The organism is Acidovorax sp. K2F, from assembly GCF_025246485.1.
In the GTDB taxonomy this organism is placed as follows: Bacteria; Pseudomonadota; Gammaproteobacteria; order Burkholderiales; family Burkholderiaceae_C; genus Acidovorax; species Acidovorax delafieldii.
On the sequence record NZ_JAOBSQ010000055.1, the window covers coordinates 151,998 to 176,240 of the forward strand.

Sequence of the window (24,243 nt, forward strand, 5' to 3'; positions counted from 1 at the left end):
ACTCAGGCGACGCTGCCGCCAGCAGCTTCGATGGCTGCCTTGGCACCAGCCGTAGCACCCACGCCAGACAGCTTGACTGCCTTGCTCAGGGAACCGCTCTTGATAACCTTGACCACCTTGACCAGCTCGCCCACCAGGCCAGCTTGCTTCAGTGCCAGCACATCCACTTCGGCCAGGCCAAGTTGGTCCAGCGCCGTCAGCGTAACTTCTGCATTGAACTTGAGCAGGTGCGACTTGAAGCCGCGCTTGGGCAAGCGACGTTGCAGCGGCATTTGACCGCCTTCGAAGCCCACCTTGTGGTAGCCACCAGAGCGGGACTTTTGGCCCTTGTGACCACGGCCAGCGGTCTTGCCCAGGCCGGAGCCGATACCACGGCCTACGCGGCGCTTGGCATGCTTGGCGCCGTCTGCGGGCTTGATGCTATTGAGTTCCATGATCTATCTCTCAGACGATTTTGACCAGGTAGCTGATCTTGTTAATCATGCCGCGAACTTCGGGCGAATCCTTCAATTCGCTGACGCTGTTCAGCTTGCGCAGACCCAGGCCACGGACGGTGGCGCGGTGCGATTCCTTGGTGCCGATCGGGCTGCGCACCAATTGAATCTTGACGGTTTGTTGCGTTGTCATATTCAGGCTCCGGTTCAGGCGAAGATGTCTTCGACTGTCTTGCCGCGCTTGGCTGCAACGTTCGACGGAGTCGTCGAATTGACGAGCGCGTCAAAGGTAGCACGGACCATGTTGTAGGGGTTGGACGAACCATGGCTCTTGGCCACGATGTCGGTCACACCCAGTACTTCAAAGACTGCGCGCATAGGACCACCAGCGATGATACCGGTACCCTTGGGTGCGGGAGCCATCATCACCACCGCCGCGCCATGGTGGCCGGTCACGTTGTGATAGATGGTGCCGTTCTTCAGGGACACCTTGACCATGTTGCGGCGGGCTTCTTCCATCGCCTTTTGCACAGCAGCAGGCACTTCCTTGGACTTGCCCTTACCCATGCCCACGCGGCCATCACCGTCGCCAACCACAGTCAGTGCGGCGAAACCGAGAATACGGCCACCCTTCACGACTTTGGTCACGCGGTTGACCGCGATCATTTTTTCGCGCAGACCGTCGTCACGACCTTCGTCTTGCACTTTGGGTTGAAATTTAGCCATTTTTTATTCCGCTCCGCTTAGAACTGCAGGCCGGCTTCACGGGCTGCGTCGGCCAAAGCCTTGACGCGACCGTGGTAAGCAAAGCCTGCGCGATCAAATGCAACCTTCTCGACACCTGCAGCTTTCGCCTTTTCAGCGATACGCTTGCCGATGATCTGGGCTGCAGCGGCATTGCCACCCTTGCCCGAACCGCCGAGCGACTTGCGCACGTCGGCTTCTGCCGTCGAAGCGCTTGCCAGCACCTTGCTGCCGTCGCCGGAGATCACACTGGCGTAGATATGGAGGTTCGTACGGTTCACGGTCAGACGCGCCACGCCTTGCTGTGCAATGCGGATGCGGGTCTGGCGCGAACGACGAAGACGCTGCTCTTTCTTGGTCAACATGTTGCAGCTCCTTATTTCTTCTTGGTCTCTTTGATCGTGATCTTTTCGTCCGCGTAGCGGATGCCCTTGCCCTTGTAGGGCTCGGGTGGACGAACAGCACGGATCTCAGCGGCGATCTGACCGACGCGTTGACGATCAGCACCCTTGATCACCACTTCCGTGGGGGTAGGGGTGGCAACCGTGATACCAGCGGGCATCTCGATGTTGACCGGGTGCGAATAGCCAACGGCCAGGTTCAGCTTGGAACCGGCTGCAGCAGCCTTGTAACCCACGCCTACCAAGCTCAGCTTCTTTTCGAAACCCTTGCTGACGCCGACCACCATGTTGTTGACCAACTGGCGAATCGTGCCGCTCATGGCATTGGCTTCGCGGGAATCATTGGCAGGCTCAAAGCTGAGCTTGCCTTCATTGCTGGACACCTTCACCAGCGCGTTTTGCGCCAGCGACAGGGTGCCGCCAGAACCCTTCACGGAGATCTGGTCACTCTTCACGGACACATCCACACCTGCGGGGATGGTCACGGGCATTTTTCCTACTCGGGACATTTCAGTTTCTCCTCAATGCCGCGGGTTAGGCCACGTAGCAGAGCACTTCGCCACCGACACCGGTAGCGCGCGCCTTGCGATCGGTCATCACGCCCTTGGGCGTTGTGACAATTGCCACACCCAGACCGTTCATGACTTGTGGAATGGAATCACGGCCTTTGTAGACACGCAGACCAGGGCGGCTGACGCGCTCGATGCGCTCAATCACTGGACGGCCTGCGTAATACTTCAGGGCAATTTCGAGTTCGGACTTGCCAGCTTCGGTCTTGACCTGGAAGCCGTCGATATAACCTTCGTCCTTCAGCACCTGGGCGATGGCGATCTTCACTTTGGAAGATGGCACCAGAACCGTGGCCTTGGAGACCATCTGTGCATTACGGATGCGGGTCAGCAAGTCAGCGATGGGATCACTCATGCTCATGTTTAATCTCTCCTGCCTGCTTACCAGCTGGCCTTGGTGACACCTGGGATGTCGCCATTGAAAGCCAGTTCGCGGATCTTGGCGCGAGCCAGACCGAATTGACGGAAGGTGCCACGTGGACGACCGGTGATTTCGCAACGGTTACGCTGACGTGTGGGGTTTGCGTTGCGCGGGAGCTTTTGCAGGCCCAGGCGGGCTGCATCACGCTCTTCGTCGCTGCGCTTGGCATCGCCAGCGATTGCCTTCAGTTCCGCATACTTGGTTGCGTACTTGGCTGCCAGTTTTTCGCGCTTCAGTTCGCGCTGGATCAAAGCTACTTTAGCCATGCTTCGCCTCAGTTCTTGAACGGGAAACGGAAACCAGCGAGAAGCGCCTTGGCTTCTTCGTCGGACTTGGCCGTCGTGGTGATGCTGATATTGAGACCGCGCAGGGCGTCAACCTTGTCGTACTCAATTTCAGGGAAAATGATCTGCTCTTTGACGCCGATGTTGTAGTTGCCACGGCCATCGAAGGCGCGACCGGAGATACCACGGAAGTCACGAACGCGGGGCAGCGCCACGGTCACGAAACGATCCAGGAACTCATACATCTGCACACCACGCAGCGTGACCATACAGCCAATGGCCTGACCTTCGCGGATCTTGAAACCAGCGATAGCCTTCTTGGCCTTGGTCACCACAGGCTTCTGACCAGCAATCTTGGTCAGATCGGCCACAGCGTTGTCCATCACCTTCTTGTCCGAGACTGCTTCGCTCACGCCCATGTTCAGCGTGATCTTGGTCAGACGGGGAACCTGCATCGGCGAGGTGTAACCGAACTGCTTGGTCAGCTCGGGAGCGATCTTGTCGCGGTAAATTTCTTGGAGTCGTGCCATGTTTACCCCTTAGGCCGCCTTGATTTCAGCGCCGCTGGACTTGAACACGCGAACGCGCGTGCCGTCAGCCTGCACCTTGATGCCCACGCGATCAGCTTTGCCAGTAGCGGCATTGAAGATGGCCACGTTGGACTGGTGAATTGGCATGGCCTTTTCGATGATGCCACCCGTCGTACCCTTCATAGGGTTTGGCTTGGCGTGCTTCTTGACCAGGTTGATACCGTCGATGACGAGGTGAGAGTCATCCTTGCGCAGCGACACAGTGCCACGCTTGCCCTTGTCACGGCCGGTCAGCACGATGACTTCGTCGCCCTTGCGAATCTTGTTCATGGCGCGTCCTTAGAGAACTTCAGGAGCCAGGGACACGATCTTCATGAACTTCTCGGTACGCAGTTCACGCGTCACGGGTCCAAAGATGCGGGTGCCAATGGGCTCCAACTTTGCATTCAGCAACACTGCTGCGTTGCCGTCGAATTTGACGAGCGAACCGTCGCCGCGACGAATACCCTTCGCCGTGCGAACCACCACTGCGCTGTAAACCTCGCCTTTTTTGACGCGGCCACGTGGAGCGGCTTCTTTGATGCTCACCTTGATGATGTCGCCAACGCTTGCATAGCGACGCTTCGAGCCACCCAGCACCTTGATGCAAAGGACGGACTTGGCGCCGGTATTGTCGGCAACCTCTAACCGAGATTCTGTCTGGATCATTTCAATATTCCCAACTTGCACCAGAAGACAACAGCCCCAGAGAACTTCTCAAGGGCTGCAAATCAGCCAGTCAGTCTTGGGCCCGTCGTCCGCACCGCAAACCATTTGCAGCACTTCCCGCTGGGCAGAAACTTCACGTATGAAACGCGAAGCCCTCGATTATTGCAAAAGACTTTTAGGAAGTCAAGCGCGTGTTATGTGGGCACATGCAGATACTGTTGCGCCAAGGCCAGAAAGGCCTCCAGTTGCGGATCGGCGCCTAGCTCCTCGCGCAGGAGGCCTGCGACAACCGGCGCCAGCTCAATCGCCTTGCGGGCATCCAGGAACAGCAGACGCGAACGCCGCGCCAGCACATCTTCCACCGTACAGGCGTATTCGTAGCGGGCCGCAAAGCGCACCATTGCCTCCGTCAGGCCGCCCCCGAGATCCGTCTGCGCTCCGGGCATTGCCCGCACCTCAGCCGCTTCCGTGCCGTAGGAGTGCAGTCCTTGGGCATCGCTGATGCGGTGCTGTACGGGCTCCCGAGGAGTTCCCACCAACGGCAGATGATTGGTCACCCCAGCTGGTTTTTCAGGCAACAGCCCCGTGGTGAAGCATTTTTGCAACACATCTTCGGCCATTGCCCGGTAGGTGGTCCATTTTCCACCCGTCACGGTGATCAGGCCACTGCGGCTGGCCAGCACGGTGTGCTCCCGGCTGATCTTCTTGGTGTTGTCGCCGTCGTCGTCCTGCGGCTTGACCAGCGGACGCAAGCCCACCCAGATGCTACGGATGTCCTCGACGCGGGGCGCGCGGGTCAGGTAGCGCGCGGATTCCTCCAGGATGAACCGCACTTCCTCCCGGAAGGGCTCAGGCTCGCGCACCACATCCTGGCGCGGGCTGTCGGTGGTGCCCAGAATGAGTTTGCCCAGCCAAGGCACCGCAAACAGCACGCGGCCATCGGCCGTCTTGGGCACCATCAGCGCGTGGTCGGACGGCAAGAACTCCCGGTCCACCACAATGTGCACCCCCTGGCTGGGCGCCACCATGGGCTTGACAGGCCGACCGATGGCTTCGCCGTCCATCTGGCGCAGGGTGTCCACCCACACGCCCGTGGCGTTGACCACCGACCGAGCGCGCACCGTGAATTGCTGGCCGCTGTCCGCGTCCTCGCAGACAAAACCCACGACCTTGCCAGCCTCGTGAACCAGCGACCGTGCGGGACAGTAATTGACAACCAAAGCGCCCAGGCTGGCGGCCGTGCGCGCCAGCGCCAAGGCCAGGCGAGCGTCATCGAACTGGCCGTCCCAATATTTGACACTGCCCTTGAGCCCCTCGGTACGGGCGGTGGGCAGACATTGCAGGGTGCGAGCGCGCCCCAGAAACTCCGTAGGGCCCAGGCCAGCCTTGCCTGCAAGCGCGTCATACATCATCAGCCCGATGCCATAGAAGGGCGTTTCCCAAAAACGGTAAGACGGCATCACAAAGGGCAGCGGTTGCGCCAGATGGGGCGCGTTGTGCAGCAGCGTGGTGCGTTCATGCAGCGCCTCGCGCACCAACGCGATGTTGCCCTGGGCCAGGTAACGGACCCCGCCATGCACCAGCTTGGTGGCCCGGGACGAGGTTCCTTTGGCGAAATCGTGTGAATCCACCAGCACGACGCTGAAGCCGCGCGCCGCGGCATCCAGCGCTACCCCCAGGCCCGTCGCGCCACCGCCGATCACGGCGAGGTCATACTGCTGCGGCTGGGCGAGGCGGGCCAGGAGGTCGGCGCGCCGTGTAGGAAGGGGTGCGGAGGCAATGGTCATGGGGTGATTGTCCATGGGCGGAGTAGAAACCAAGGGTTTACCCTTGAATTCCTGACACTCCCGGGGTGAGAACCCGCCCCGCAGCCGCACAGGTGCCGAGGGCAGTATCGAGCAAAAAAGGCAGCCAGAGACCTTGTGAGCCCTGGCTGCCGATCAATGGTGGTTACAACCACACCTTGATCTGTGGATCAGCGCGTCTTGCCGTCCTTCCACGCCTGCAGCAACTTGTCGTAGGCAATGGTTTCGCCCTTTGGCTTCTCATTGGCCAGCTTCTTCCAGGGGGCCTGCTTGTCGCTCAGCCACTTGTTGGGGTCGCTCTTGGGGTTGAGCTTGGGCGCGCAGTGGGCCATGCCTGCGCGTTCCAGGCGGGCCATCACCTGGTCCATCTCGTCGGCCAAGGTGTCCATGGCGCCCTGGGGAGTCTTCTCGCCCGTGACCGCCTGCGCCACGTTCTTCCACCACAACTGGGCCAGCTTGGGGTAGTCGGGCACATTGGTGCCGGTAGGCGACCATGCCACGCGCGCCGGGCTGCGATAGAACTCGACCAGGCCACCGAGCTTGGGCGCGGCGTCCGTCATGGCCTTGGACTGGATGTCGCTCTCGCGGATCGGGGTAAGGCCCGTCAGCGTTTTCTTGAGCGACGTGGTCTTGGCCGTCACGAACTGGGCGTACAGCCAGGCGGCAGCCGTCTTGTTGGCGTCATGGTCCTTGAAGAAGGTCCAGGAGCCCACGTCCTGGTAGCCGTTCTGCATGCCCTGCTTCCAGTAGGGGCCGTTGGGGCCGGGGGCCATGCGCCATTTGGGGGTGCCGTCGGCGTTCACCACGGGCAGGCCGGGCTTGGTCATGTCGGCCGTGAAGGCGGTGTACCAGAAGATCTGCTGCGCGATCTGACCTTGTGCGGGCACGGGGCCGGCTTCGCCGAAGGTCATGCCCGTGGCTTCCTTGGGCGCGTACTTCTTCATCCAGTCCACGTACTTGGTCAGCGCATACACGGCTGCGGGCGAGTTGGTCGCACCGCCACGGGCCACGCTGGCGCCCACGGGAGTGCACTTGTCATCCGCCACGCGGATGCCCCATTCGTCAATCGGCAGGCCGTTGGGTGCGCCGATGTCGGCAGAGCCCGCCATGGACAGCCAGGCATCGGTGAAACGCCAGCCCAGGGAGGGGTCCTTCTTGCCATAGTCCATGTGGCCATAGATGGGCTTGCCATCGATGTTCTTCACGTCGTTGGTGAAGAACTCGGCGATGTCCTCATAGGCGCTCCAGTTGAGCGGCACACCCAGGTCGTAGCCATACTTGGCCTTGAACTTGTCCTTGATGTCCTTGCGGTCGAACAGGTCGGCGCGGAACCAGTACAGGTTGGCGAACTGCTGGTCGGGCAACTGGTACAGCTTGCCGTCTGGCCCGGTCGTGAACTTGGTGCCGATGTAGTCCTTGATGTCGATGCCGGGGTTGGTCCACTCCTTGCCTGCACCGCCCATGTAGTCGGTCAGGTTCATGATCTTGCCGTAGCGGTAGTGCGTTCCGATCAGGTCCGAGTCCGAGATCCAGCCGTCATAGATGGACTTGCCCGACTGCATGGAGGTCTGCAGCTTCTCTACCACGTCGCCTTCCTGGATCAGGTCGTGCTTGACCTTGATGCCAGTGATTTCCTCAAACGCCTTGGCGAGCGTCTTGGATTCGTATTCGTGGGTGGTGATGGTCTCGGACACCACCGAGATTTCCTTCACACCCTTGGCCTGCAGCTTCTTGGCCGCGTCCATGAACCACTTCATTTCGGCCATCTGCTGGTCTTTGCTCAGCGTGGAGGGCTGGAACTCGGTGTCGATCCATTTTTTGGCCTCCGCCTCGCCCGCCATGGCGGCCTGACCCGTCATGACCGCCACTGCCAGTGCCAGCGCTGTGTACCGCGTCTTCATAGTGCCTGTCTCCTCATAGTCATCTCCCCTTTGGATGCAAGGGTCACGCGGCTCCGGGGAAGGGTTGAGCCGCGCGACGGGAACCATTGAAACCAAGGCTGCCTGCAAACACCTCACCCCTTGCGCAGGATGAGCAGCAGCAGCGCCATCGACAACACAAAGCTGATCCAGATCGACGGGTCGCCCTGCAGGCTGAACCACTGGGCCAGCTTGCCGCTGACGCCGACAAAAATCAGATTCACGTAGGCCGCCGACAACAGCCCAATGAACAGCCGATCACCGCGCGTTGTCTCCAGCGGCAAAAAACCCTTGCGCATCGTCGTGGGTGACTTGATCTCCCACACCGTCATACCGATCAGCATCAGCACGATGCAAATGAAGAACACTGCCACGGGCAGCGTCCAGGCCATCCAATCAAACATGTCGCTGCCTCCTCAAACCCGCCCCATCGCAAAGCCTTTTGCGATGTAGTGGCGAACAAACCAGATCACGATCGCACCCGGCACGATGGTCAGCACGCCAGCGGCGGCCAGCGTCGCCCAGTCCATGCCCGAGGCGCTCACGGTGCGCGTCATGGTGGCCACGATGGGCTTGGCATTCACGCTGGTCAGCGTGCGCGCCAGCAGCAGCTCGACCCAGCTGAACATGAAGCAGAAGAACGCGGCCACACCCACACCAGCCTTGATGAGCGGCAGGAAAATGGTCATGAAAAAGCGCGGAAAGCTGTAGCCATCGATATAGGCCGTCTCATCGATCTCGCGCGGAATACCGCTCATGAAGCCTTCCAGAATCCACACCGCCAGCGGTACGTTGAACAGCAGGTGTGCCAGTGCCACGGCAATGTGCGTGTCCATCAACCCCACGGTGGTGTAGAGCTGAAAGAACGGCAGCAGGAACACGGCGGGCGGTGTCATGCGGTTGGTCAGCAGCCAGAAGAACACATGCTTGTCGCCCAGGAACTGGTAGCGGCTGAAGGCATAAGCAGCGGGCAGCGCCACGGTGAGCGAGATCACCGTGTTGATGCCCACATAGATCAGGCTGTTGATGTAGCCCGAATACCAGGACTCGTCGGTGAAGATGGTCTTGTAGTTGTCCCACGTGAAATGCTGGGGAAAAAACGAGAACGTCGAGAGAATCTCCGCGTTGGTCTTGAAGCTCATGTTGACCATCCAGTAGATGGGCAACACGGCGAAGACCAGGTAGGCAACGAGAAAAATCGACCGCTTCTGGAAGCGCTTTTCATTCATGGCCGGCTCCTTCGTTGCTGGCGGTACCCACGCGCTGCATCCAGTTGTAGAGGATGAAGCACAGCAGCAGGATGATGAAGAAATAGATCAGCGAGAACGCTGCGGCAGGGCCCAGGTCGAACTGGCCCACGGCCTTGGTCGTCAAGTACTGGCTCAGGAACGTGGTGGCATTGCCCGGCCCGCCGCCGGTCAGCACGAACGGCTCGGTGTAGATCATGAAGCTGTCCATGAAGCGCAGCAGCACCGCAATCATCAGCACGCCACGCATCTTGGGCAGCTGGATGTAGCGGAACACCGCGAACTTGCTGGCGCCATCGATGCGTGCCGCCTGGTAGTACGCGTCGGGGATGGAGCGCAACCCGGCAAAGGCCAGCAGCGCGACCAGCGGCGTCCAGTGCCACACATCCATCAGCAGCACCGTGAGCCAGGCCTGTGTGGCGTTGCCGGTGTAGCTGTATTCGATGCCCACCTCTTGCAGCAGCCTGCCCATGAGGCCGATATCGGCACGGCCATAGATCTGCCAGATGGTGCCCACCACGTTCCAGGGGATCAGCAACGACAGCGCCACCACCACCAGCACGGCGGACGACTTCCAGCCCTGCGCAGGCATGGACAGTGCCAGCAGGATGCCCAGCGGAATCTCCACCGCCAGCACGGCCAGCGAGAAGGTGAGCTGGCGCAGCAGCGCGGCGTGCAGTTCCTCGTCGCGCATCACCTGTACGAACCATTCCGTGCCCACGAAGACGCGACGCTCGGGGCTGATGATGTCTTGCACCGAGTAGTTCACCACCGTCATCAGCGGCAGGATGGCCGAGAAGGCCACACACAAAATCACGGGCAGGATCAGGAACCAGGCCTTCTGGTTCACGGGTTTGGTCGTGGTACTCATTGGAAACCTCCGTGCTGCGCACTGCGGTGCTGAGCGCCTTCGGGCGGCCGGGCGGCGCTCATGGTGCGACCTCCGCGGTCAGCAACTGCTCGTTCTGGTAGAAGCAGGTGTGGGTTCCCAGCACCTGCAGCCATGCCGTGTCACCGGCCGATGGAAGCCGCGTCTCGGGCGTGAAGCGCGCCTTGACGGTGTGCTCGCCCACCTTGGCGGTCAGCATCTGATAGGTGCCGATGTCCTGCACTTGCACCACCTTGCAAGGCAATGCGCCCGGCTGCTGCGGCTGGGCCAGCGCCAGGTATTCGGGCCGGATGCCGACCTGCAGGGCACCGTTTGGCAGCGCACGGCCCACGGGGCTGGCCAGGCGGTGCCCGGCCACGGTGAGACTGTCGCCCTCGCTGTGCGCAGGCAAGAAGTTCATGCCTGGCGAGCCAATGAAGTGCCCCACGAAAGTGTGCGCAGGCCGCTCGAACAAGGCATCGGCCGACCCCACCTGCACGGCTTTGCCGCGCGTCATCACCACCACCTGGTCGGCAAAGGTCAGCGCCTCCACCTGGTCGTGGGTCACGTAGATCAGCGTGAGCTTGAGTTCGTGGTGGATCTGCTTGAGCTTGCGGCGCAGCTGCCACTTGAGGTGCGGGTCGATCACCGTGAGCGGTTCGTCGAACAGCACGGCCGCCACATCGGCGCGCACCAGTCCACGGCCCAGAGAGATCTTCTGCTTGGCGTCGGCCGCGAGGCCCGCCGCGCGCTGGTTGAGCTGGCCGCTCATTTCCAGCATCTCGGCGATCACGCCCACACGCTGCTTGATCTGGTCCTCGGGCACCTTGCGGTTGCGCAGCGGGAAGGCCAGATTCTCGGCCACCGTCATGGTGTCGTAGATCACCGGGAACTGGAACACCTGGGCAATGTTGCGTTCTTGCGGGCTGGCGCGCGTCACGTCACGCCCGTCAAACAGCACCTTGCCGTGCGACGGCACGAGCAGGCCCGACATGATGTTGAGCATGGTGGTCTTGCCACAGCCCGAGGGGCCGAGCAGCGCATAGGCACCACCGTCCTCGAACTCCATCTTCAAAGGCAGCAGCGCGTAGTCGCCGTCCTGCTGCGGGTTGGGCTTGTACGAATGCGCCAAGTCCAGGCTGATGCGGGCCATGTCAGCGACCTCCTTGTGCAGTAGCGGGCCGTGCGGGCGCCCAAGCCAGTCGGCCATCAGCACCAAACACATAGACCTGGGCAGGGTCCAGGTGCAGCGTGATCGGCGTGCCCAGTTCAAAGTAATGCACACCGGTCAACTGCGCCACCAGGTCACCCCAGGGTGTGGCCGCGTGCACAAAGGTGTCGGAGCCCGAAATTTCGGCCAGCTCGACCACTCCGCCCACACTGATGTCACCCGGGCGGGCCACCACGCGCAGCGCACTGGCGCGCACGCCTGCCGTGAGCCCTGCGGCCGTGGCCACCCCTTGCGGCAGATGCACGACCAGCTCCACCCCACCCTGCAGACGCACCCCGGAAGGGGCCGCCGAGGCAGCAATGAGGTTCATGGGCGGGTCGCTGAAAGCGCGCGCCACACGCAGCGAATTGGGGGAATGAAACACCTCGGCGGTGGGGCCATACTGCAGCAGCTGACCTTCGTCGAGCACTGCGGTGTAGCCACCCAACAGCAGGGCCTCGCCCGGCTCGGTGGTGGCATAGACCACGGTGGACTGGCCGGCGGCAAACAGCTGGGTCAACTCCTCGCGCAGTTCTTCGCGCAGCTTGTAGTCCAGGTTCACCAGCGGCTCGTCCAGCAGCATCAGCGGCGCACCCTTGGCCAGCGCACGCGCCAGCGCCACACGCTGCTGCTGCCCGCCGGAGAGTTCGGCCGGGTAACGATCCAGAAACATGTCAATGTGCAGGCGGCTCGCGATCTCACGCACCCTGGCGTCGATGTTCTTTTCACCGCGCAGCTTCAGGGGCGACGCAATGTTGGCCGCCACCTTCATCGAGGGGTAGTTGATGAACTGCTGGTACACCATGGCCACATTGCGGTCGCGCACGGGCATGCCAGTCACATCCACACCATCGACCTTGACGGTGCCCGACGTGGGCGTATCCAGCCCGGCCATGATGCGCATCAGGCTGGTCTTGCCCGCCTGGGTCGCTCCCAGCAATACCGTCACGGCATTGGGCTGCAGCGACAGGTTCATGTCGTACAGCCAGGTCTGCGCCCCGACTTTTTTGCTGATGCTGTCCAACGCCAGCTGCATGAAGCATCCTCTTCCGGCCCTGAGGCCTGTGTGAAAGGGCTGCACACACGCACGGCAGCCCTCAAATTTCGATCTTTTTCATTTTTGTTCCTTTTTGTTCGAATCGAATCAAGGTTTACCCTTAATCAATTCGTTTTTGTTCGATTTACAGTCTTTAGCGTGCCACCGGGCACCAAAGCGAATGTTTCAGATTCGTTACGATTCGGTGACATAACACTGCGCACAACACCCCACCGTGAACACCAATCCCCGCCAACTCCAACTCCTCGAAGAAGTGCGCGCGCGCAAGTCCGCCACGGTGGAACAACTTGCCGACACCCTGGGGGTCACGCTGCAGACGGTGCGCCGCGATGTGCAGCGCCTGGCGGAGTCGGGACTGCTCACGCGCTTTCATGGCGGCGTGCGCGTGCCCAGCTCCACGGTGGAGAACCTGGCGCACACCCAGCGCGAAAACCTGCATGCCGAAGGCAAAGCGCGCATTGCGCGCGCCGTGGCGGAACAGGTGCCCAACGACTGCTCGCTGATCCTGAACATCGGCACCACCACCGAGGCCATTGCCAAGGCGCTGCTGCACCACCGGGGCCTGCGTGTGATCACCAACAACCTCAATGTGGCCGCGATCCTGAGCGGCAACCCCGAGTGCGAGGTCATCGTGGCCGGCGGCGTGGTGCGCGCCCGTGACCGGGGCATCGTGGGCGAAGCGGCGGTGGACTTCATCCGCCAGTTCAAGGTGGACATTGCGCTCATCGGCATTTCAGGCATCGAGCCGGACGGGTCGCTGCGCGACTTCGACTACCGCGAGGTGAAGGTGGCGCAAACCATCATCGAGCACGCGCGGGAGGTCTGGCTGGCAGCCGACTTCAGCAAATTCAACCGCCCGGCGATGGTGCAACTGGCCACGCTGGCGCAGATCGACCGCCTGTTCACCGATGCACCACCGCCCGAGCCCTTCCCCGCCCTTCTGCAAGATGCTGAAGTCATCTGCACGGTAGCTGCATAGCTTCACCTATCCTTTGCCCTCATGACCTACCTGCTCGCTCTCGACCAAGGCACCTCCAGCTCCCGCAGCATCGTTTTTGACGAAAGCGGCCACATCGTGGCGCAGGCGCAGCTGGAGCTGCCGCAGATCTACCCCCAGCCCGGCTGGGTGGAGCACGACCCGCTGGAGATCTGGCGCACCCAGATCACCACCGCGCGCGATGCGCTGGCCAAGGCGGGCATTGCGGCCAGCGACATACGCGCTGTCGGCATCACCAACCAGCGCGAAACCACCGTGCTGTGGAACCGCCAAACCGGGCAGCCCGTGCACCACGCCATCGTGTGGCAGGACCGGCGCGCCGAACCCGCCTGCGCCCAGCTGCGCGAACAAGGCCATGCCGCCACCATCCAGGCCAAGACCGGCCTGCTGGTGGACGCCTACTTCTCAGGCACCAAACTGCAGTGGATGCTGGACCATGTGCCCGGCGCGCGGCAAGCGGCCGAGCGCGGCGAGCTGGCCTTTGGCACGGTGGACAGCTGGCTGATGTGGAAACTCACCCACGGCAAAGTGCACGTGACGGATGTGAGCAACGCCTCGCGCACCATGCTGTTCAATGTGCACACCAACCAGTGGGACGACGAGCTGCTGGCGCTGCTGCGCATTCCCAAGGCGCTGATGCCCGAGGTGCTGCCGTCCAGCGCCCACTTTGGCGACATCGCGGCCGACCTGCTGGGCCACGCCATCCGCATTGGCGGCGTGGCGGGCGACCAGCAAAGCGCGCTGTTCGGCCAGGCCTGCTTCACCGCCGGCATGGCCAAGAACACCTATGGCACGGGCTGCTTCATGCTCATGCACACGGGCGGCACGTTCCAGACCTCGCAGAACGGCCTGCTCACCACCAGCGCAGCGCAGGCGACGGCGCAACCTGAATTTGCGATGGAAGGCAGTGTGTTTGTCGGCGGCGCGGTGGTGCAGTGGCTGCGCGACGGGCTGCGCGCCATCTCCACCAGCAACGAGGTGGAGTCACTGGCCCAAAGCGTGCCCGATTCGGGCGGCGTGATGATGGTGCCCGCCTTCACCGGCCTAGGCGCGCCCTACTGGAAGCCTGACGCACGCGGCACCATCACGGGCCTCACGCGTGGCACCACGCTGGGCCACATTGCGCGCGCGGCGCTCGAAAGCATTGCCTACCAGAGCGCCGCCCTGCTGCTGGCCATGAGCCGCGACGCCGTGGCCGCCGGCGGCGCCCCGGTGAGCGAGCTGCGTGTGGACGGCGGCGCCTGCATCAACGACTTGCTGATGCAGTTCCAGGCCGACCTGCTGGGCATCCCGGTGGTGCGGCCTGCAGTCATCGAGACCACCGCTTTGGGCGCGGCCTACCTGGCGGGGCTGTCGAGCGGCGTGTACCGCAGCACGGATGAACTCTCGCGGCTGTGGCGCGCCGACCGCCGCTTTGTGCCCACGCTCGGCAGCGCGCGTGCACAGGAGCTGATGGCGGACTGGGAACACGCCGTGCGCCAAACTGTTGCAGAGTAGCCCCCCTGAGTCGCCTTCGGCGCCTTCCACCGCTCTCGCATCGCTGCGCGTTGCGGGCGGGGGGACGCTCCCAGCGCCCCTACCTGGGAATGCTGGCGGCCCTTGCGCGGGAGCACTGGCATGGGCCGCGCCAGTTGCGCAGGCCATTCGGACAATCACAGGTCTCCGGCGCTACCATGGCGCCTCCCTTTCTCGCCTGACCGTAGCATGACCTCCTCCGCTTCCGCCGCAGCAAACTCCCAACTCCCTACCATCGCCTTCATCGGCGGCGGCAACATGGCCAGCGCCATCATCGGCGGGCTGATCCGCCAGGGCCACCCGGCCAGCCAGATCGAGGTGGTCGAGCCCTACGCCCCCACGCGCGAGGCGTTGCTCAAGAACTTTGGACTCACGGCGCAGCCCGAGGCGGGCGCCGCACTGCAGCGCGCCAGCATCGTGGTCTGGGCCGTCAAGCCCCAGACCTTCAAGGACGCCGCCGCGCAGGCCAAGGCACACACCCAGCAGGCCCTGCACCTGAGCGTGGCGGCGGGCATCCGCTCGGACAGCATCGCCCAGTGGCTGGGCACCGAGCGCATCGTGCGCACCATGCCCAACACGCCCGCGCTGGTGGGCAAGGGCATGAGCGCGATCTACGCACGCCCCGCCGTGACCAGCGCCGAGCGCCAGAGCGTGGAGGCCATCATGGCGTCCACCGGCGAATTCCTGTGGGTAGAGAGCGAGACCCAGCTGGACGCTGTCACCGCCCTCTCAGGCTCGGGCCCGGCCTATGTGTTCTATTTCCTCGAAGCCATGACGCGCGCTGGTGTGGGCATGGGCCTGACTGAAGCGCAGGCGCACCAGCTGGCCGTGGGCACCTTTGTGGGCGCCTCGGAGCTGGCCCGCCGCTCCCATGAACCCCCGGCCGTGCTGCGTGAACGGGTCACCTCCAAGGGCGGCACCACCTATGCCGCCCTGCAGTCGATGGAAGCCAGCGGCGTGTCGCAGGCGTTCGAGGCCGCCATGCGCGCTGCCGAAAAGCGTGCCAACGAACTCGGCAACGAGTTCGGATCTTGATGTTTTGGGGCGGTAGCGCTAGTCGATCAAGCGCTGACTGCTATTAATTTGTGAGCACCACCCGCACCAGATAGCTGCCCGCAATGCCCGCAAACACCGTGGCGCCCAGCCAGTGGTTGATGCGGAACGCCTTGAAGCAGCCCTCGCGGGTGCGGGTGCGGATCAGGGTGAAGTGCCACACGGCCTGGGCCAGCGCCACCGCAAGCGCTACATAAAATATAGCGCCCAAGGCATACGGTTGTAGCACTACCGCCCAAATACCCAAGAAAAGCAGATAAAACACCACGATGGCGGCCACATCCAGCCGCCCGAGGGTGATGGCCGAGGTCTTGATGCCGATCTTGAGGTCGTCGTCGCGGTCCACCATGGCGTATTCGGTGTCGTAGGCCAGCACCCAGAACATATTGCCCAGCCACATCCACCACGCCACCGCAGGCACGCTGCCCTGCACGGCGGCAAACGCGATGACGATGCCGAAGTTGAACGCAATGCCCAGCACCGCCTGGGGCATGGAGATGATGCGCTTGGTGAACGGGTAGGCAATGGCCACCAGCACGGCGGGCACCGACCAGGCGATGGCGGCGGTGTTGGTGGTGAGCACCAGGCCAAATGACACCAGCGCCAGCAGCGCCCCCAGGCCCAGAGCCTCCTTCACCGACACCGCACCGGTGGTGACCGGGCGCTGCGCAGTACGCTTAACGTGTTTGTCAAAGTCGCGGTCGGCCACGTCGTTCACACAGCAGCCCGCGCTGCGCATGAGGATGGTGCCCAGCACAAACACCGCCAGCAGGTGCCAGCCCGGGAAGCCGTCGGCCGCAATCCAGAGCGCGCTCAGCGTGGGCCACAGGCACACCAGCCAGCCAGCGGGGCGGTCCCAGCGGATCAGGTCGAGATAGAGCGAAAAACGGCTGCGGGGGGAAACAGGGGACGACGACATGATGGGACCATTACAAGAGCAGGCTCCGCAGCAAGACGCTGCGGCGGGTGGCGGGCCACGGGCGCACAGAATGTAGCAGCAGCGCCGCGACTGGGGCACGCATCCCCGGGGCCAGGTAACAGCCCCAGCGCGAGCACAAAACCCGTTAAAGTCTCCGCTCGTTCCGCCAACGCACCGCCCCCTGGGGCACCCACGCATGCCCCATACATCGACCTCCCAGGCCGCCACGCGTTTTGCTGTCCCCCGCGGAATGCTGGTGGGATTTGTGATTGCTGCCCTCGCCACGGTGCTGATCGCGCTGGTGAACTTCCGCACCGCCCAGGTGCGCGCGCAAGCGGTGGAAGCCATGGACGAGACCACGGTGACCATGCGCCACCTCAACCTGTTCGTGTCTTCGCTGAAAGACGCCGAGACCGGGCAACGCGGCTATCTGCTGACGGGGGACGACACCTATCTGCAGCCCTACAACCTGTCCCTGGGCGCCATGGAGCGCAACATGGCGCGCCTCAAGGAGCTGACGGACGACAGCGCCGTGCAGCGCCGCCTGGTGCTGCAGATCGATGACCTGCGCCACGAAAAACTGCGCGAGCTGGGCGAGACCATTGAACTGCGCCGCTCCAAAGGCCAGGAGGCCGCCGTGGCCGTGACCCGCAGTGATGCCGGCCGGGTGCTGATGGACCGCATCCGCGACCTGGCGTCGGACCTGTCCACGCTGCTGAACCAGCAGCTGGAAAGTGACCGCAAGCAGTGGGTAGAAGCGGCCTCGATGTCCACCTACTACTCCTGGGGCGGCTCGTTCGTGCTGCTGGTGCTCATCTGCCTGTCGGCCGCCGCCAATGCACGGGAGTACCGGCTCAAGGCGCAGCAGTCGTGGGTGGCGGCCGGCCTCAACGGGCTGAGCCAGCGCATCCAGGGCGACCACCGGCTGGAGGACCTGGGCCAGCTCACGCTTGAATACCTGGCGCAATACCTGCGCGCGGCCGTAGGGGCAGGCTATGTGGCCGACTGCAACGGCGCGCTCACCCTGTTTGGTGGCTACGCCCTGCCCCGCGAACGGCTGGAGCAGCGCCTGCTGCCCGGCGAGGGCCTGGTGGGCCAAGTCGCGCGCTCGCGCCAGATGCTGCATGTGCGCGATGTGCCCGCCGGGCACCTGATGGTGTCGTCCAGCACGGGCCAGTCCGCACCGACCGAACTGCTGCTGGCGCCTGCCATCGAGAACGGCGAAGTGTTTGCCGTGATCGAGCTGGGCTTTCATCGCCCGGTGACCGAGCCCGAGCGCACCCTGATGGAACGCGCCTCGGGCATTCTGGCGGTGGCGATCCGCGCTGGGATTGACCGCAACCGCCTGGAAGCCTTGCTGGAAGAAACCCAGCGCCAGTCCGAGGAGCTGCAGACCCAGCAAGAAGAGCTGCGTGTGAGCAACGAGGAGCTGGAGCAGCAAAGCCGCATCCTGCAAGAGTCGCAGGCCCAGATGGAGGTGCAGCAGACCGAGCTGGAGCAGACCAACGCCCACCTGGAGGCGCAGACCCAGCAGCTGGAATACCAGCGCGAGCAACTGCTGCGCGCCCAAAGCGCCATGACGGACAAGGCGCGCGAACTGGAGCTGGCCAGCCAGTACAAGAGCGAGTTCCTGGCCAACATGAGCCACGAGCTGCGCACACCGCTCAACTCCACCCTGATCCTCGCCAAACTGCTGTCCGACAACAAGCCAGGCAACCTGAGCGCCGAACAGGTGAAGTACGCGCAGACCATCTACGCGGCGGGCAACGACCTGCTGGCCCTCATCAACGACATCCTCGACCTGTCCAAGATCGAGGCCGGCCAGGCCACCGTGTCGGTGGAAACGGTGACGCTGTCCAAGGCACTGCAAACCCTCATCGACCCGCTGCGCCCGCTGGCGCAAGAGAAGGGCCTGACGCTCACGGCCACCGTCGCGCCCGACGCACCCGCCATGCTGGACACCGACCCGCAGCGCCTGGGGCAGGTGCTCAAGAACCTGCTCTCCAACGCGCTCAAGTTCACCGAGAAAGGCTCGGTGGCGCTGCATGTGTCGCGCAACCCGAACGACACGCTGTCGTTTGCCGTCAAGGACACCGGCATCGGCATTCCGGCGCACCAGCAGGAACTGATCTTCGAAGCCTTCCGCCAGGCCGATGGCAGCACCCACCGCAAATACGGCGGCACAGGCCTGGGCCTGTCGATCTCGCGCGATCTGGCGCAGCTGCTGGGAGGCTCCATCCACGTGCACAGCACGCCGGGGGAAGGCAGCGTCTTCACGCTGGTCCTGCCCCAGAAGCTGGTGCCTTCGTCGCCTGAAGCTGCGCCGGCAGCACTGCTGGCGGCGGCAGCTCCAGCCCACACGGCGGCACCGGTCGTCGTACCGGTTCCTTCGGCTCCCGCGTTGCCATCCGAGGCGGCCCCCACCGCACCCGCAGCCCCGCGCCGCGCGAGCGCGCGCAGCATTCTGGTGATTGAGGACGACGTGCGCTTTGCGCAGATCCTGAGCGACCTGGCGCGGGAAATGGACTTTGACTGCCACCTGGCCCACAACGCGGCCGACGGCCTGGCCTATGCGATACACAGCCTGCCCAGCGCCATCGTGCTGGACGTGAACCTACCCGACTTCTCGGGCCTGGGCGTGCTCGACCAGCTCAAGCGCAACCCGGCCACCCGCCACATCCCGGTACACGTGGTCTCGGTGGCCGATTACTCGCAAGAGGCCTTGGGCCGGGGCGCCGTGGGCTACGCCCTCAAGCCCGTCAAGCGCGACGAACTGGTGCATGCCCTGCAGCGGCTGGAAGCCAAGTTCACCCAGAACCTGCGGCGCGTGCTGGTGGTGGAAGACGACGAACGCCAGCGCGAGAGCGTGCGCCACCTGCTCACCAACGACGACGTGGAGATCGTGGGCGCCGGCACGGCAGCCGAGGCGCTGGCGCACCTGCGCGGATCCACCTTTGACTGCATGGTGATGGACCTGAACCTACCCGACCTGAGCGGCTACGAATTGCTGCAGCAGATGACGGAGCAGGACGGCGTCTCCTTCCCGCCCGTCATCGTGTACACAGGCCGCGCCCTGTCGCGCGACGAGGAGCAGCAGCTGCGCCGGTTCTCCAAGTCCATCATCATCAAGGACGCGCGCTCCCCCGAGCGGCTGCTGGATGAAGTCACACTGTTCCTGCACCAGGTGGAGTCGGAGCTGTCGGCCGAGCACCGCCAGATGCTGCAGGTGGCCCGCAACCGCGAGACCGCCCTGGAAGGCCGCAACGTGCTGGTGGTGGAAGACGATGTGCGCAACGTGTTTGCGCTCTCCAGCATCCTGGAGCCCACCGGCATCCGCGTGGAGATTGCGCGCAACGGCCGGGAGGCCCTGCAGGCGCTGGAGCGCGCCGGCAGCGGCGGCCACCCTGCGATTGACCTGGTGCTGATGGACATCATGATGCCGGAGATGGACGGCTACACCGCCATGCGCGAGATCCGCAACCGCCCCGAGTGGCGCCGCCTGCCCATCATCGCGCTGACCGCCAAGGCCATGAAGGACGATCAGGAAAAATGCCTGGCCGCCGGGGCCAATGACTACATCGCCAAACCGCTGGACGTGGAGAAGCTGCTGTCCCTGGTGCGGGTGTGGATGCCCAAGTAGGCCCCGCCATGCCCCATCGCAAGGCCCGCACCGCAGACATCGAGCAGCGCCTGCTGATCGATGCCATCTACCACCGCTACCACTACGACTTCCGGGGCTACGCACAGGCGTCGCTCAAGCGGCGGCTGGCGTCGGCGCTGGTGCAGTTCGACTGCAAGACGCTGTCGCAGCTGCAGGACCGTGTGCTGCACGAGCCCGCCGTGTTCCCTGCGCTGCTCGAATACCTCACCGTGCAGGTGAGCGACATGTTCCGCGACCCCAGCTACTTCCAGGCGCTGCGCCAGGAGGTGGTGCCACTGCTGCGCACCTACCCCTCGCTCAAGGTCTGGGTGGCCGGGTGCAGTGCGGGGGAAGAGGTGTATTCGCTGGCCATCCTGCTGCAGGAAGAAGGCCTGCTGGACCGCACGCTGATCTACGCCACCGACATCAACCCGCACGCGCTGCGCGCCGCCGAGGCGGGTGTGTTCGACCTGTCCCGGGTGCCTGCCTTCACCGAGAACCATGCGCGATCCGGCGCCCGCAGTTCGTTGTCGGACTACTACGCTGCCGGCTATGGCCGCGTGGTGTTCGACAAGGGCTTGCGCGAGCACATGGTTTTCTCCGACCACAGCCTGGCCACCGACAGCGTGTTTGCCGAGGTCCATCTGGTGTCCTGCCGCAATGTGCTCATTTACTTCGAGCGCGACCTGCAGAACCGTGCACTCGGGTTGTTCCGCGAGTCGCTGTGCCACCGGGGCTTCCTGGGCCTGGGCTCCAAGGAGTCATTGCGGTTTTCTGCGCACACCGATGCCTTCGAGGACTTCGTGCTGGAGGACCGCATCTACCGAAAAAAGGCCGGACGATGACCAGCCCCGCCCTGGCGCCAAGGCCATCGTCACCGGGGGGCTACCACGCCGTCGTGGTGGGTGGCTCTTCGGGCGGTATTGATGCCCTCTTGCAGCTGCTGCCCACGCTGCCCGCCACACTGCAGGCCGCGGTTCTGGTCGTGCTGCACCTGCCCCGGGACCGGCGCAGCCTGCTGGTGGACATCTTCCAGCCCCGCTGCGCCCTGGCGCTGCGCGAGGCGCAGGACAAGGACGCCATCACGCCAGGCTCGGTCAGCTTTGCGCCCCCGGACTACCACCTGCTGGTCGATGCCGGGCCCCGGGGACCGCATGTGGGGCTGTCGCTGGACGCCCCTCTGCATTTTTCCCGCCCCTCCATCGACGTGCTGTTCGAATCGGCGGCAGACCACTACGGCCCCCGGCTGGTGGGCATCCTGCTGTCGGGCGCCAACGAAGACGGTGTGCACGGCCTGCAAGCCATTCAGGCGGCTGGCGGCCTCACGATCGTGCAAGACCCCGCCAGCGCCAGCATGCCCACCATGCCGCAGGCGGCCATCGCGGCCTTGGCGGTTGACCACATCCTGCCCCCCGAAGGCATTGGCAGGCTGCTGGTGGACCTGCACCGCCGCCAGCAGCTTTGATACGGGCATATGCGTCCTTCCTTGAGAACCCCATCCACCCTCCCCACCGCCCATGCCCCAGACCGACCGCACCAAATGCCTGCTCGTTGACGATGTCGAGGAAAACCTGATCGCCCTGGAGGCGCTGCTGCAACGCGACGGGCTGGACATCCTCAAGGCCCAGTCGGGCCCCGAGGCCCTGGAACTGCTGCTGGCGCATGACGACGTGGCCCTGGCCTTGCTGGACGTGCAGATGCCCGACATGAACGGCTTCGAGCTGGCGGAACTGATCCGGGGCAGCGAGCGCACCCGGCACATTCCGCTCATCTTCATGACGGCGGGCTCACGCGAGCAGAACTGGCAGTTCCGGGGGTACGAGAGCGGGGCGGTGGACTTTCTCTACAAACCCATCGACCCGCACATGCTCACCAACAAGGCGAGCGTGTTCTTTGAACTGCACCGGCGCAAGCAGGCGCTGGCGCACGAGCTGCGCGCGCGCACCGAGGCCTTGCGCATCAACGAAATGTTCATGGCCGTGCTGAGCCACGACCTGCGCACACCGCTGCAGTCCATCGTCGCGGCGGCCACCGTGCTCAAGCGCCAGCCGCCCCCCGACAAGGCGGTACTCATGGCCGATCGGGTGCTGGGCGCCAGCCAGCGCATGGGCCACATGATCGAAGACCTGCTGGACGTGACCCGCATCCGCCAGGCGGGTGGGCTGGCCCTTCAGCTGGGCCCTGCCCACATGCAGGCGCTGGTGCAGCGCACGCTGGACGAGGTGGCCACCAGCCACCCGGAACGCCCCATCGATTCCACCCTGCAGGGAGACCTGGCAGGCACCTGGGATGCGGAGCGCCTGTGCCAGGTGGTCACCAATCTGGTCGGCAATGCACTGCACCACGGCAGCGCCGACCACCCCGTACGAATTGCGGTGGACGGGACCCGCCCCGAGCAGGTGAGCATCACGGTGGCCAACGGCGGCACCATCCCCCCCGAGCTGTTACCGCATTTGTTCGACCCTTTCCGGGGAGGAGAACGCGAGCCTGGCCGCCACCAGGGTCTGGGGCTGGGGCTTTTTATTGCACACCAGATCGTGCGGGCCCACCGTGGAACCATCGAAGCCAGGTCGCAAGACAATGTCGCCACCTTCCAGGTGACACTGCCGCGCCATTCGCCAGCGCGCCCGCACCGCAGTTGACCATGCCAAGCACGCGCAGCCAGCGTGCCCACCAGCAGACAAGCCGACCGCCGGAAGCCGTGAAGGCGCTACCAGGGTGATATGACAGGGGGGAGACAAACCGCGAGCGGGCGGTGCCCGCAAGCGTCAGCCGGCGGCCGAGGCCAGCGCGCTTTGGATGGAATCGAGCAGCTGCTCCAGCTCTTCCAGTTCGAAGGGTTTGAGCAAGGCGCGCACGTTCGGCCCCCAATTGCTCGGATGGCTGCCCAGTTCATACCCGGAACACAGCACCACCCAGCGCTGCGGATCATCTGCCAGCAGTTGGCGGGCCAGATCCGTGCCCGAAAGGCCGGGCAGGCTGACATCTGTCACCAGCACGTCAAAGGGGTCGCCAGCATCCAGCGCCAGCGCCTCTTCGGCAGAGGCGCAGGGCGTGACCGTCCGGCCTTCGCCTTCCATGAGCATGCCGATGGTCTCGCGCAGCTCCGGGTTGTCTTCAACGTACAGGATTCGCATACATCACAGGGAGTTGATCCGCCATGCCGTCCTGCGGAAAGGGAGCATGACCAAAACCCGCATCATGCGCAGGCGACCGTGCTGCGCCGTGTAGGACAAGGCGCTATTCTGCGCGCCTGTGCCATCTCCCTCGCGCGCAGCCGGGCCGTGCGTCGACCGACGCGCGCAGGGGAAGGAGAGCCCTTTTATTCTTCCAGCAGCGAGCGCAGCATCCACGCCGTCTGTTCGTGCACCGTGAGGCGCTGGGTCAGCAGGTCGGCCGTGGGCTCGTCGCTGGCCTTGTCGGCCAGAGGGAACAAGCTGCGCGCCGTGCGGGCCACGGCTTCGTGGCCCTCAACCAGCACACGCACCATGTCCAGCGCCTTGGGGGGCTTGGCGGGGGCGTCAGGCACCGTCGCCAGCTTGCCAAACTCGGCATAAGAACCTGGTGCCACATGGCCCAGCGAGCGGATGCGCTCGGCAATCGGATCCACCGCGTTCCACAGTTCTGTGTACTGCGCCATGAACATGGTGTGCAGGGTGTTGAACATGGGGCCCGTGACGTTCCAGTGGAAGTTGTGGGTGGTGAGGTACAGCGTGTAGGTGTCGGCCAGCAGGCGCGACAGGCCCTGAGCGATGGCAGCGCGATCCTTGTCGCTGATGCCGATGTTGATGCTGGGGGCAGAGGTTTTGCCGGATGCGGCTTTGCCAGGAGCTTTGGCCATGGGGAGGTTCCTTCCGTGCGGAGAACATGAAACACCCCGCGCTGTGCGGGGTCCTCAAATACTGTAGCGCAAGCAACTGGT

General features: G+C 63.9%; 27 protein-coding genes. 7 read left to right on the forward strand and 20 right to left on the reverse strand.

The features are described from left to right. Positions 1–2: 2 nt before the first annotated feature. The 17 genes from rplO to N4G42_RS22170 form a co-directional block, all read right to left on the reverse strand. Positions 3–434, reverse strand: a complete 432-nt coding sequence (gene rplO / locus N4G42_RS22090) for a 50S ribosomal protein L15 (protein ID WP_260668740.1) — start codon at positions 432–434, stop codon at positions 3–5. A gap of 10 nt (positions 435–444) precedes the next feature. Continuing rightward, positions 445–627, reverse strand: a complete 183-nt coding sequence (gene rpmD, locus N4G42_RS22095) for a 50S ribosomal protein L30 (protein WP_005793644.1) — start codon at positions 625–627, stop codon at positions 445–447. A 14-nt stretch (positions 628–641) separates the two neighbouring features. Continuing rightward, a complete protein-coding gene (rpsE, locus tag N4G42_RS22100) occupies positions 642–1,160 on the reverse strand; it encodes a 30S ribosomal protein S5 (RefSeq protein ID WP_015016014.1) in 519 nt (172 codons plus the stop codon). 17 nt (positions 1,161–1,177) lie between these two features. Then, a complete protein-coding gene (gene rplR / locus N4G42_RS22105) occupies positions 1,178–1,543 on the reverse strand; it encodes a 50S ribosomal protein L18 (protein ID WP_005793639.1) in 366 nt (121 codons plus the stop codon). 11 nt (positions 1,544–1,554) lie between these two features. Continuing rightward, positions 1,555–2,088: a 50S ribosomal protein L6 gene (gene rplF / locus N4G42_RS22110; RefSeq protein WP_056065384.1), complete on the reverse strand. Its 534-nt coding sequence runs from the start codon at positions 2,086–2,088 to the stop codon at positions 1,555–1,557. A 25-nt stretch (positions 2,089–2,113) separates the two neighbouring features. Beyond that, positions 2,114–2,509: a 30S ribosomal protein S8 gene (gene rpsH, locus N4G42_RS22115; protein WP_005793636.1), complete on the reverse strand. Its 396-nt coding sequence runs from the start codon at positions 2,507–2,509 to the stop codon at positions 2,114–2,116. 20 nt (positions 2,510–2,529) lie between these two features. Then, positions 2,530–2,835, reverse strand: coding sequence for a 30S ribosomal protein S14 (gene rpsN / locus N4G42_RS22120; protein WP_015016017.1), 306 nt, complete (start codon positions 2,833–2,835; stop codon positions 2,530–2,532). Between the two features lie 8 nt (positions 2,836–2,843). After that, a complete protein-coding gene (rplE, locus tag N4G42_RS22125) occupies positions 2,844–3,383 on the reverse strand; it encodes a 50S ribosomal protein L5 (protein ID WP_005793632.1) in 540 nt (179 codons plus the stop codon). A gap of 9 nt (positions 3,384–3,392) precedes the next feature. Further along, positions 3,393–3,713, reverse strand: a complete 321-nt coding sequence (gene rplX / locus N4G42_RS22130; RefSeq protein ID WP_008906524.1) for a 50S ribosomal protein L24 — start codon at positions 3,711–3,713, stop codon at positions 3,393–3,395. Positions 3,714–3,722: 9 nt separating this feature from the next. After that, complete coding sequence (gene rplN / locus N4G42_RS22135) at positions 3,723–4,091, reverse strand: 50S ribosomal protein L14 (RefSeq protein WP_007861702.1); 369 nt, start codon at positions 4,089–4,091, stop codon at positions 3,723–3,725. Between the two features lie 194 nt (positions 4,092–4,285). Further along, entirely contained in the window at positions 4,286–5,878 is a 1,593-nt protein-coding gene (locus N4G42_RS22140) for a glycerol-3-phosphate dehydrogenase/oxidase (protein ID WP_260668741.1), read from the reverse strand. 188 nt (positions 5,879–6,066) lie between these two features. Further along, a complete protein-coding gene (locus tag N4G42_RS22145) occupies positions 6,067–7,797 on the reverse strand; it encodes an ABC transporter substrate-binding protein (protein ID WP_056065378.1) in 1,731 nt (576 codons plus the stop codon). A 113-nt stretch (positions 7,798–7,910) separates the two neighbouring features. After that, a complete protein-coding gene (locus N4G42_RS22150) occupies positions 7,911–8,219 on the reverse strand; it encodes a DUF2160 domain-containing protein (RefSeq protein WP_056065375.1) in 309 nt (102 codons plus the stop codon). Positions 8,220–8,231: 12 nt separating this feature from the next. Continuing rightward, positions 8,232–9,044, reverse strand: coding sequence for a carbohydrate ABC transporter permease (locus N4G42_RS22155; RefSeq protein ID WP_121941179.1), 813 nt, complete (start codon positions 9,042–9,044; stop codon positions 8,232–8,234). Then, the gene (locus N4G42_RS22160) at positions 9,037–9,933 is read right to left on the reverse strand and encodes a carbohydrate ABC transporter permease (protein WP_056065369.1); all 897 of its coding nucleotides are present in this window, start codon (positions 9,931–9,933) and stop codon (positions 9,037–9,039) included. Before N4G42_RS22160 ends, N4G42_RS22155 begins: the two co-directional genes overlap by 8 nt. 58 nt (positions 9,934–9,991) lie before the next feature. Further along, complete coding sequence (locus tag N4G42_RS22165) at positions 9,992–11,083, reverse strand: ABC transporter ATP-binding protein (protein WP_260668742.1); 1,092 nt, start codon at positions 11,081–11,083, stop codon at positions 9,992–9,994. Position 11,084: 1 nt separating this feature from the next. Then, positions 11,085–12,176 (reverse strand): ABC transporter ATP-binding protein, encoded by a 1,092-nt coding sequence (locus N4G42_RS22170; protein ID WP_260668743.1) that lies wholly within the window; start codon positions 12,174–12,176, stop codon positions 11,085–11,087. A 235-nt stretch (positions 12,177–12,411) separates the two neighbouring features. Between N4G42_RS22170 and N4G42_RS22175 the strand changes: the two genes are divergently transcribed. The 3 genes from N4G42_RS22175 (at position 12,412) to proC (ending at position 15,744) form a co-directional block, all read left to right on the forward strand. Continuing rightward, positions 12,412–13,176 carry a DeoR/GlpR family DNA-binding transcription regulator gene (locus N4G42_RS22175; RefSeq protein WP_056065359.1) on the forward strand — a complete coding sequence of 255 codons (765 nt, stop codon included), beginning with the start codon at positions 12,412–12,414 and terminating at the stop codon, positions 13,174–13,176. Between the two features lie 21 nt (positions 13,177–13,197). Next, a complete protein-coding gene (gene glpK / locus N4G42_RS22180; protein WP_260668744.1) occupies positions 13,198–14,691 on the forward strand; it encodes a glycerol kinase GlpK in 1,494 nt (497 codons plus the stop codon). A 207-nt stretch (positions 14,692–14,898) separates the two neighbouring features. Next, entirely contained in the window at positions 14,899–15,744 is an 846-nt protein-coding gene (proC, locus tag N4G42_RS22185) for a pyrroline-5-carboxylate reductase (protein WP_260668745.1), read from the forward strand. Between the two features lie 43 nt (positions 15,745–15,787). On the opposite strand, the gene ubiA is transcribed toward proC, so the two are convergent. Beyond that, positions 15,788–16,681: a 4-hydroxybenzoate octaprenyltransferase gene (ubiA, locus tag N4G42_RS22190; RefSeq protein WP_260668746.1), complete on the reverse strand. Its 894-nt coding sequence runs from the start codon at positions 16,679–16,681 to the stop codon at positions 15,788–15,790. A gap of 196 nt (positions 16,682–16,877) precedes the next feature. On the opposite strand from ubiA, the gene N4G42_RS22195 reads away from it, so the two are divergent. Genes N4G42_RS22195 through N4G42_RS22210 form a run of 4 tightly spaced genes read left to right on the forward strand, consistent with a single transcriptional unit; the run spans position 16,878 to position 22,963 of the window. Then, a complete protein-coding gene (locus tag N4G42_RS22195) occupies positions 16,878–20,321 on the forward strand; it encodes a response regulator (protein ID WP_260668747.1) in 3,444 nt (1,147 codons plus the stop codon). An 8-nt stretch (positions 20,322–20,329) separates the two neighbouring features. Continuing rightward, positions 20,330–21,166, forward strand: coding sequence for a CheR family methyltransferase (locus N4G42_RS22200; RefSeq protein WP_260668748.1), 837 nt, complete (start codon positions 20,330–20,332; stop codon positions 21,164–21,166). Continuing rightward, positions 21,163–21,786 carry a chemotaxis protein CheB gene (locus tag N4G42_RS22205; protein ID WP_260668749.1) on the forward strand — a complete coding sequence of 208 codons (624 nt, stop codon included), beginning with the start codon at positions 21,163–21,165 and terminating at the stop codon, positions 21,784–21,786. The genes N4G42_RS22200 and N4G42_RS22205 overlap by 4 nt, the downstream gene beginning before the upstream one ends. 52 nt (positions 21,787–21,838) lie before the next feature. Then, positions 21,839–22,963 carry a hybrid sensor histidine kinase/response regulator gene (locus tag N4G42_RS22210; RefSeq protein ID WP_260668750.1) on the forward strand — a complete coding sequence of 375 codons (1,125 nt, stop codon included), beginning with the start codon at positions 21,839–21,841 and terminating at the stop codon, positions 22,961–22,963. Between the two features lie 126 nt (positions 22,964–23,089). Here the strand turns inward: N4G42_RS22210 and N4G42_RS22215 are convergent, their stop codons facing one another. Both N4G42_RS22215 and N4G42_RS22220 read right to left on the reverse strand, forming a co-directional pair. Further along, positions 23,090–23,458: a response regulator gene (locus N4G42_RS22215; protein ID WP_056747877.1), complete on the reverse strand. Its 369-nt coding sequence runs from the start codon at positions 23,456–23,458 to the stop codon at positions 23,090–23,092. A 185-nt stretch (positions 23,459–23,643) separates the two neighbouring features. Further along, on the reverse strand, positions 23,644–24,162 hold the full coding sequence (locus N4G42_RS22220) for a Dps family protein (protein ID WP_056065336.1): 519 nt from the start codon (positions 24,160–24,162) through the stop codon (positions 23,644–23,646). Between the last annotated feature and the right edge of the window lie 81 nt (positions 24,163–24,243).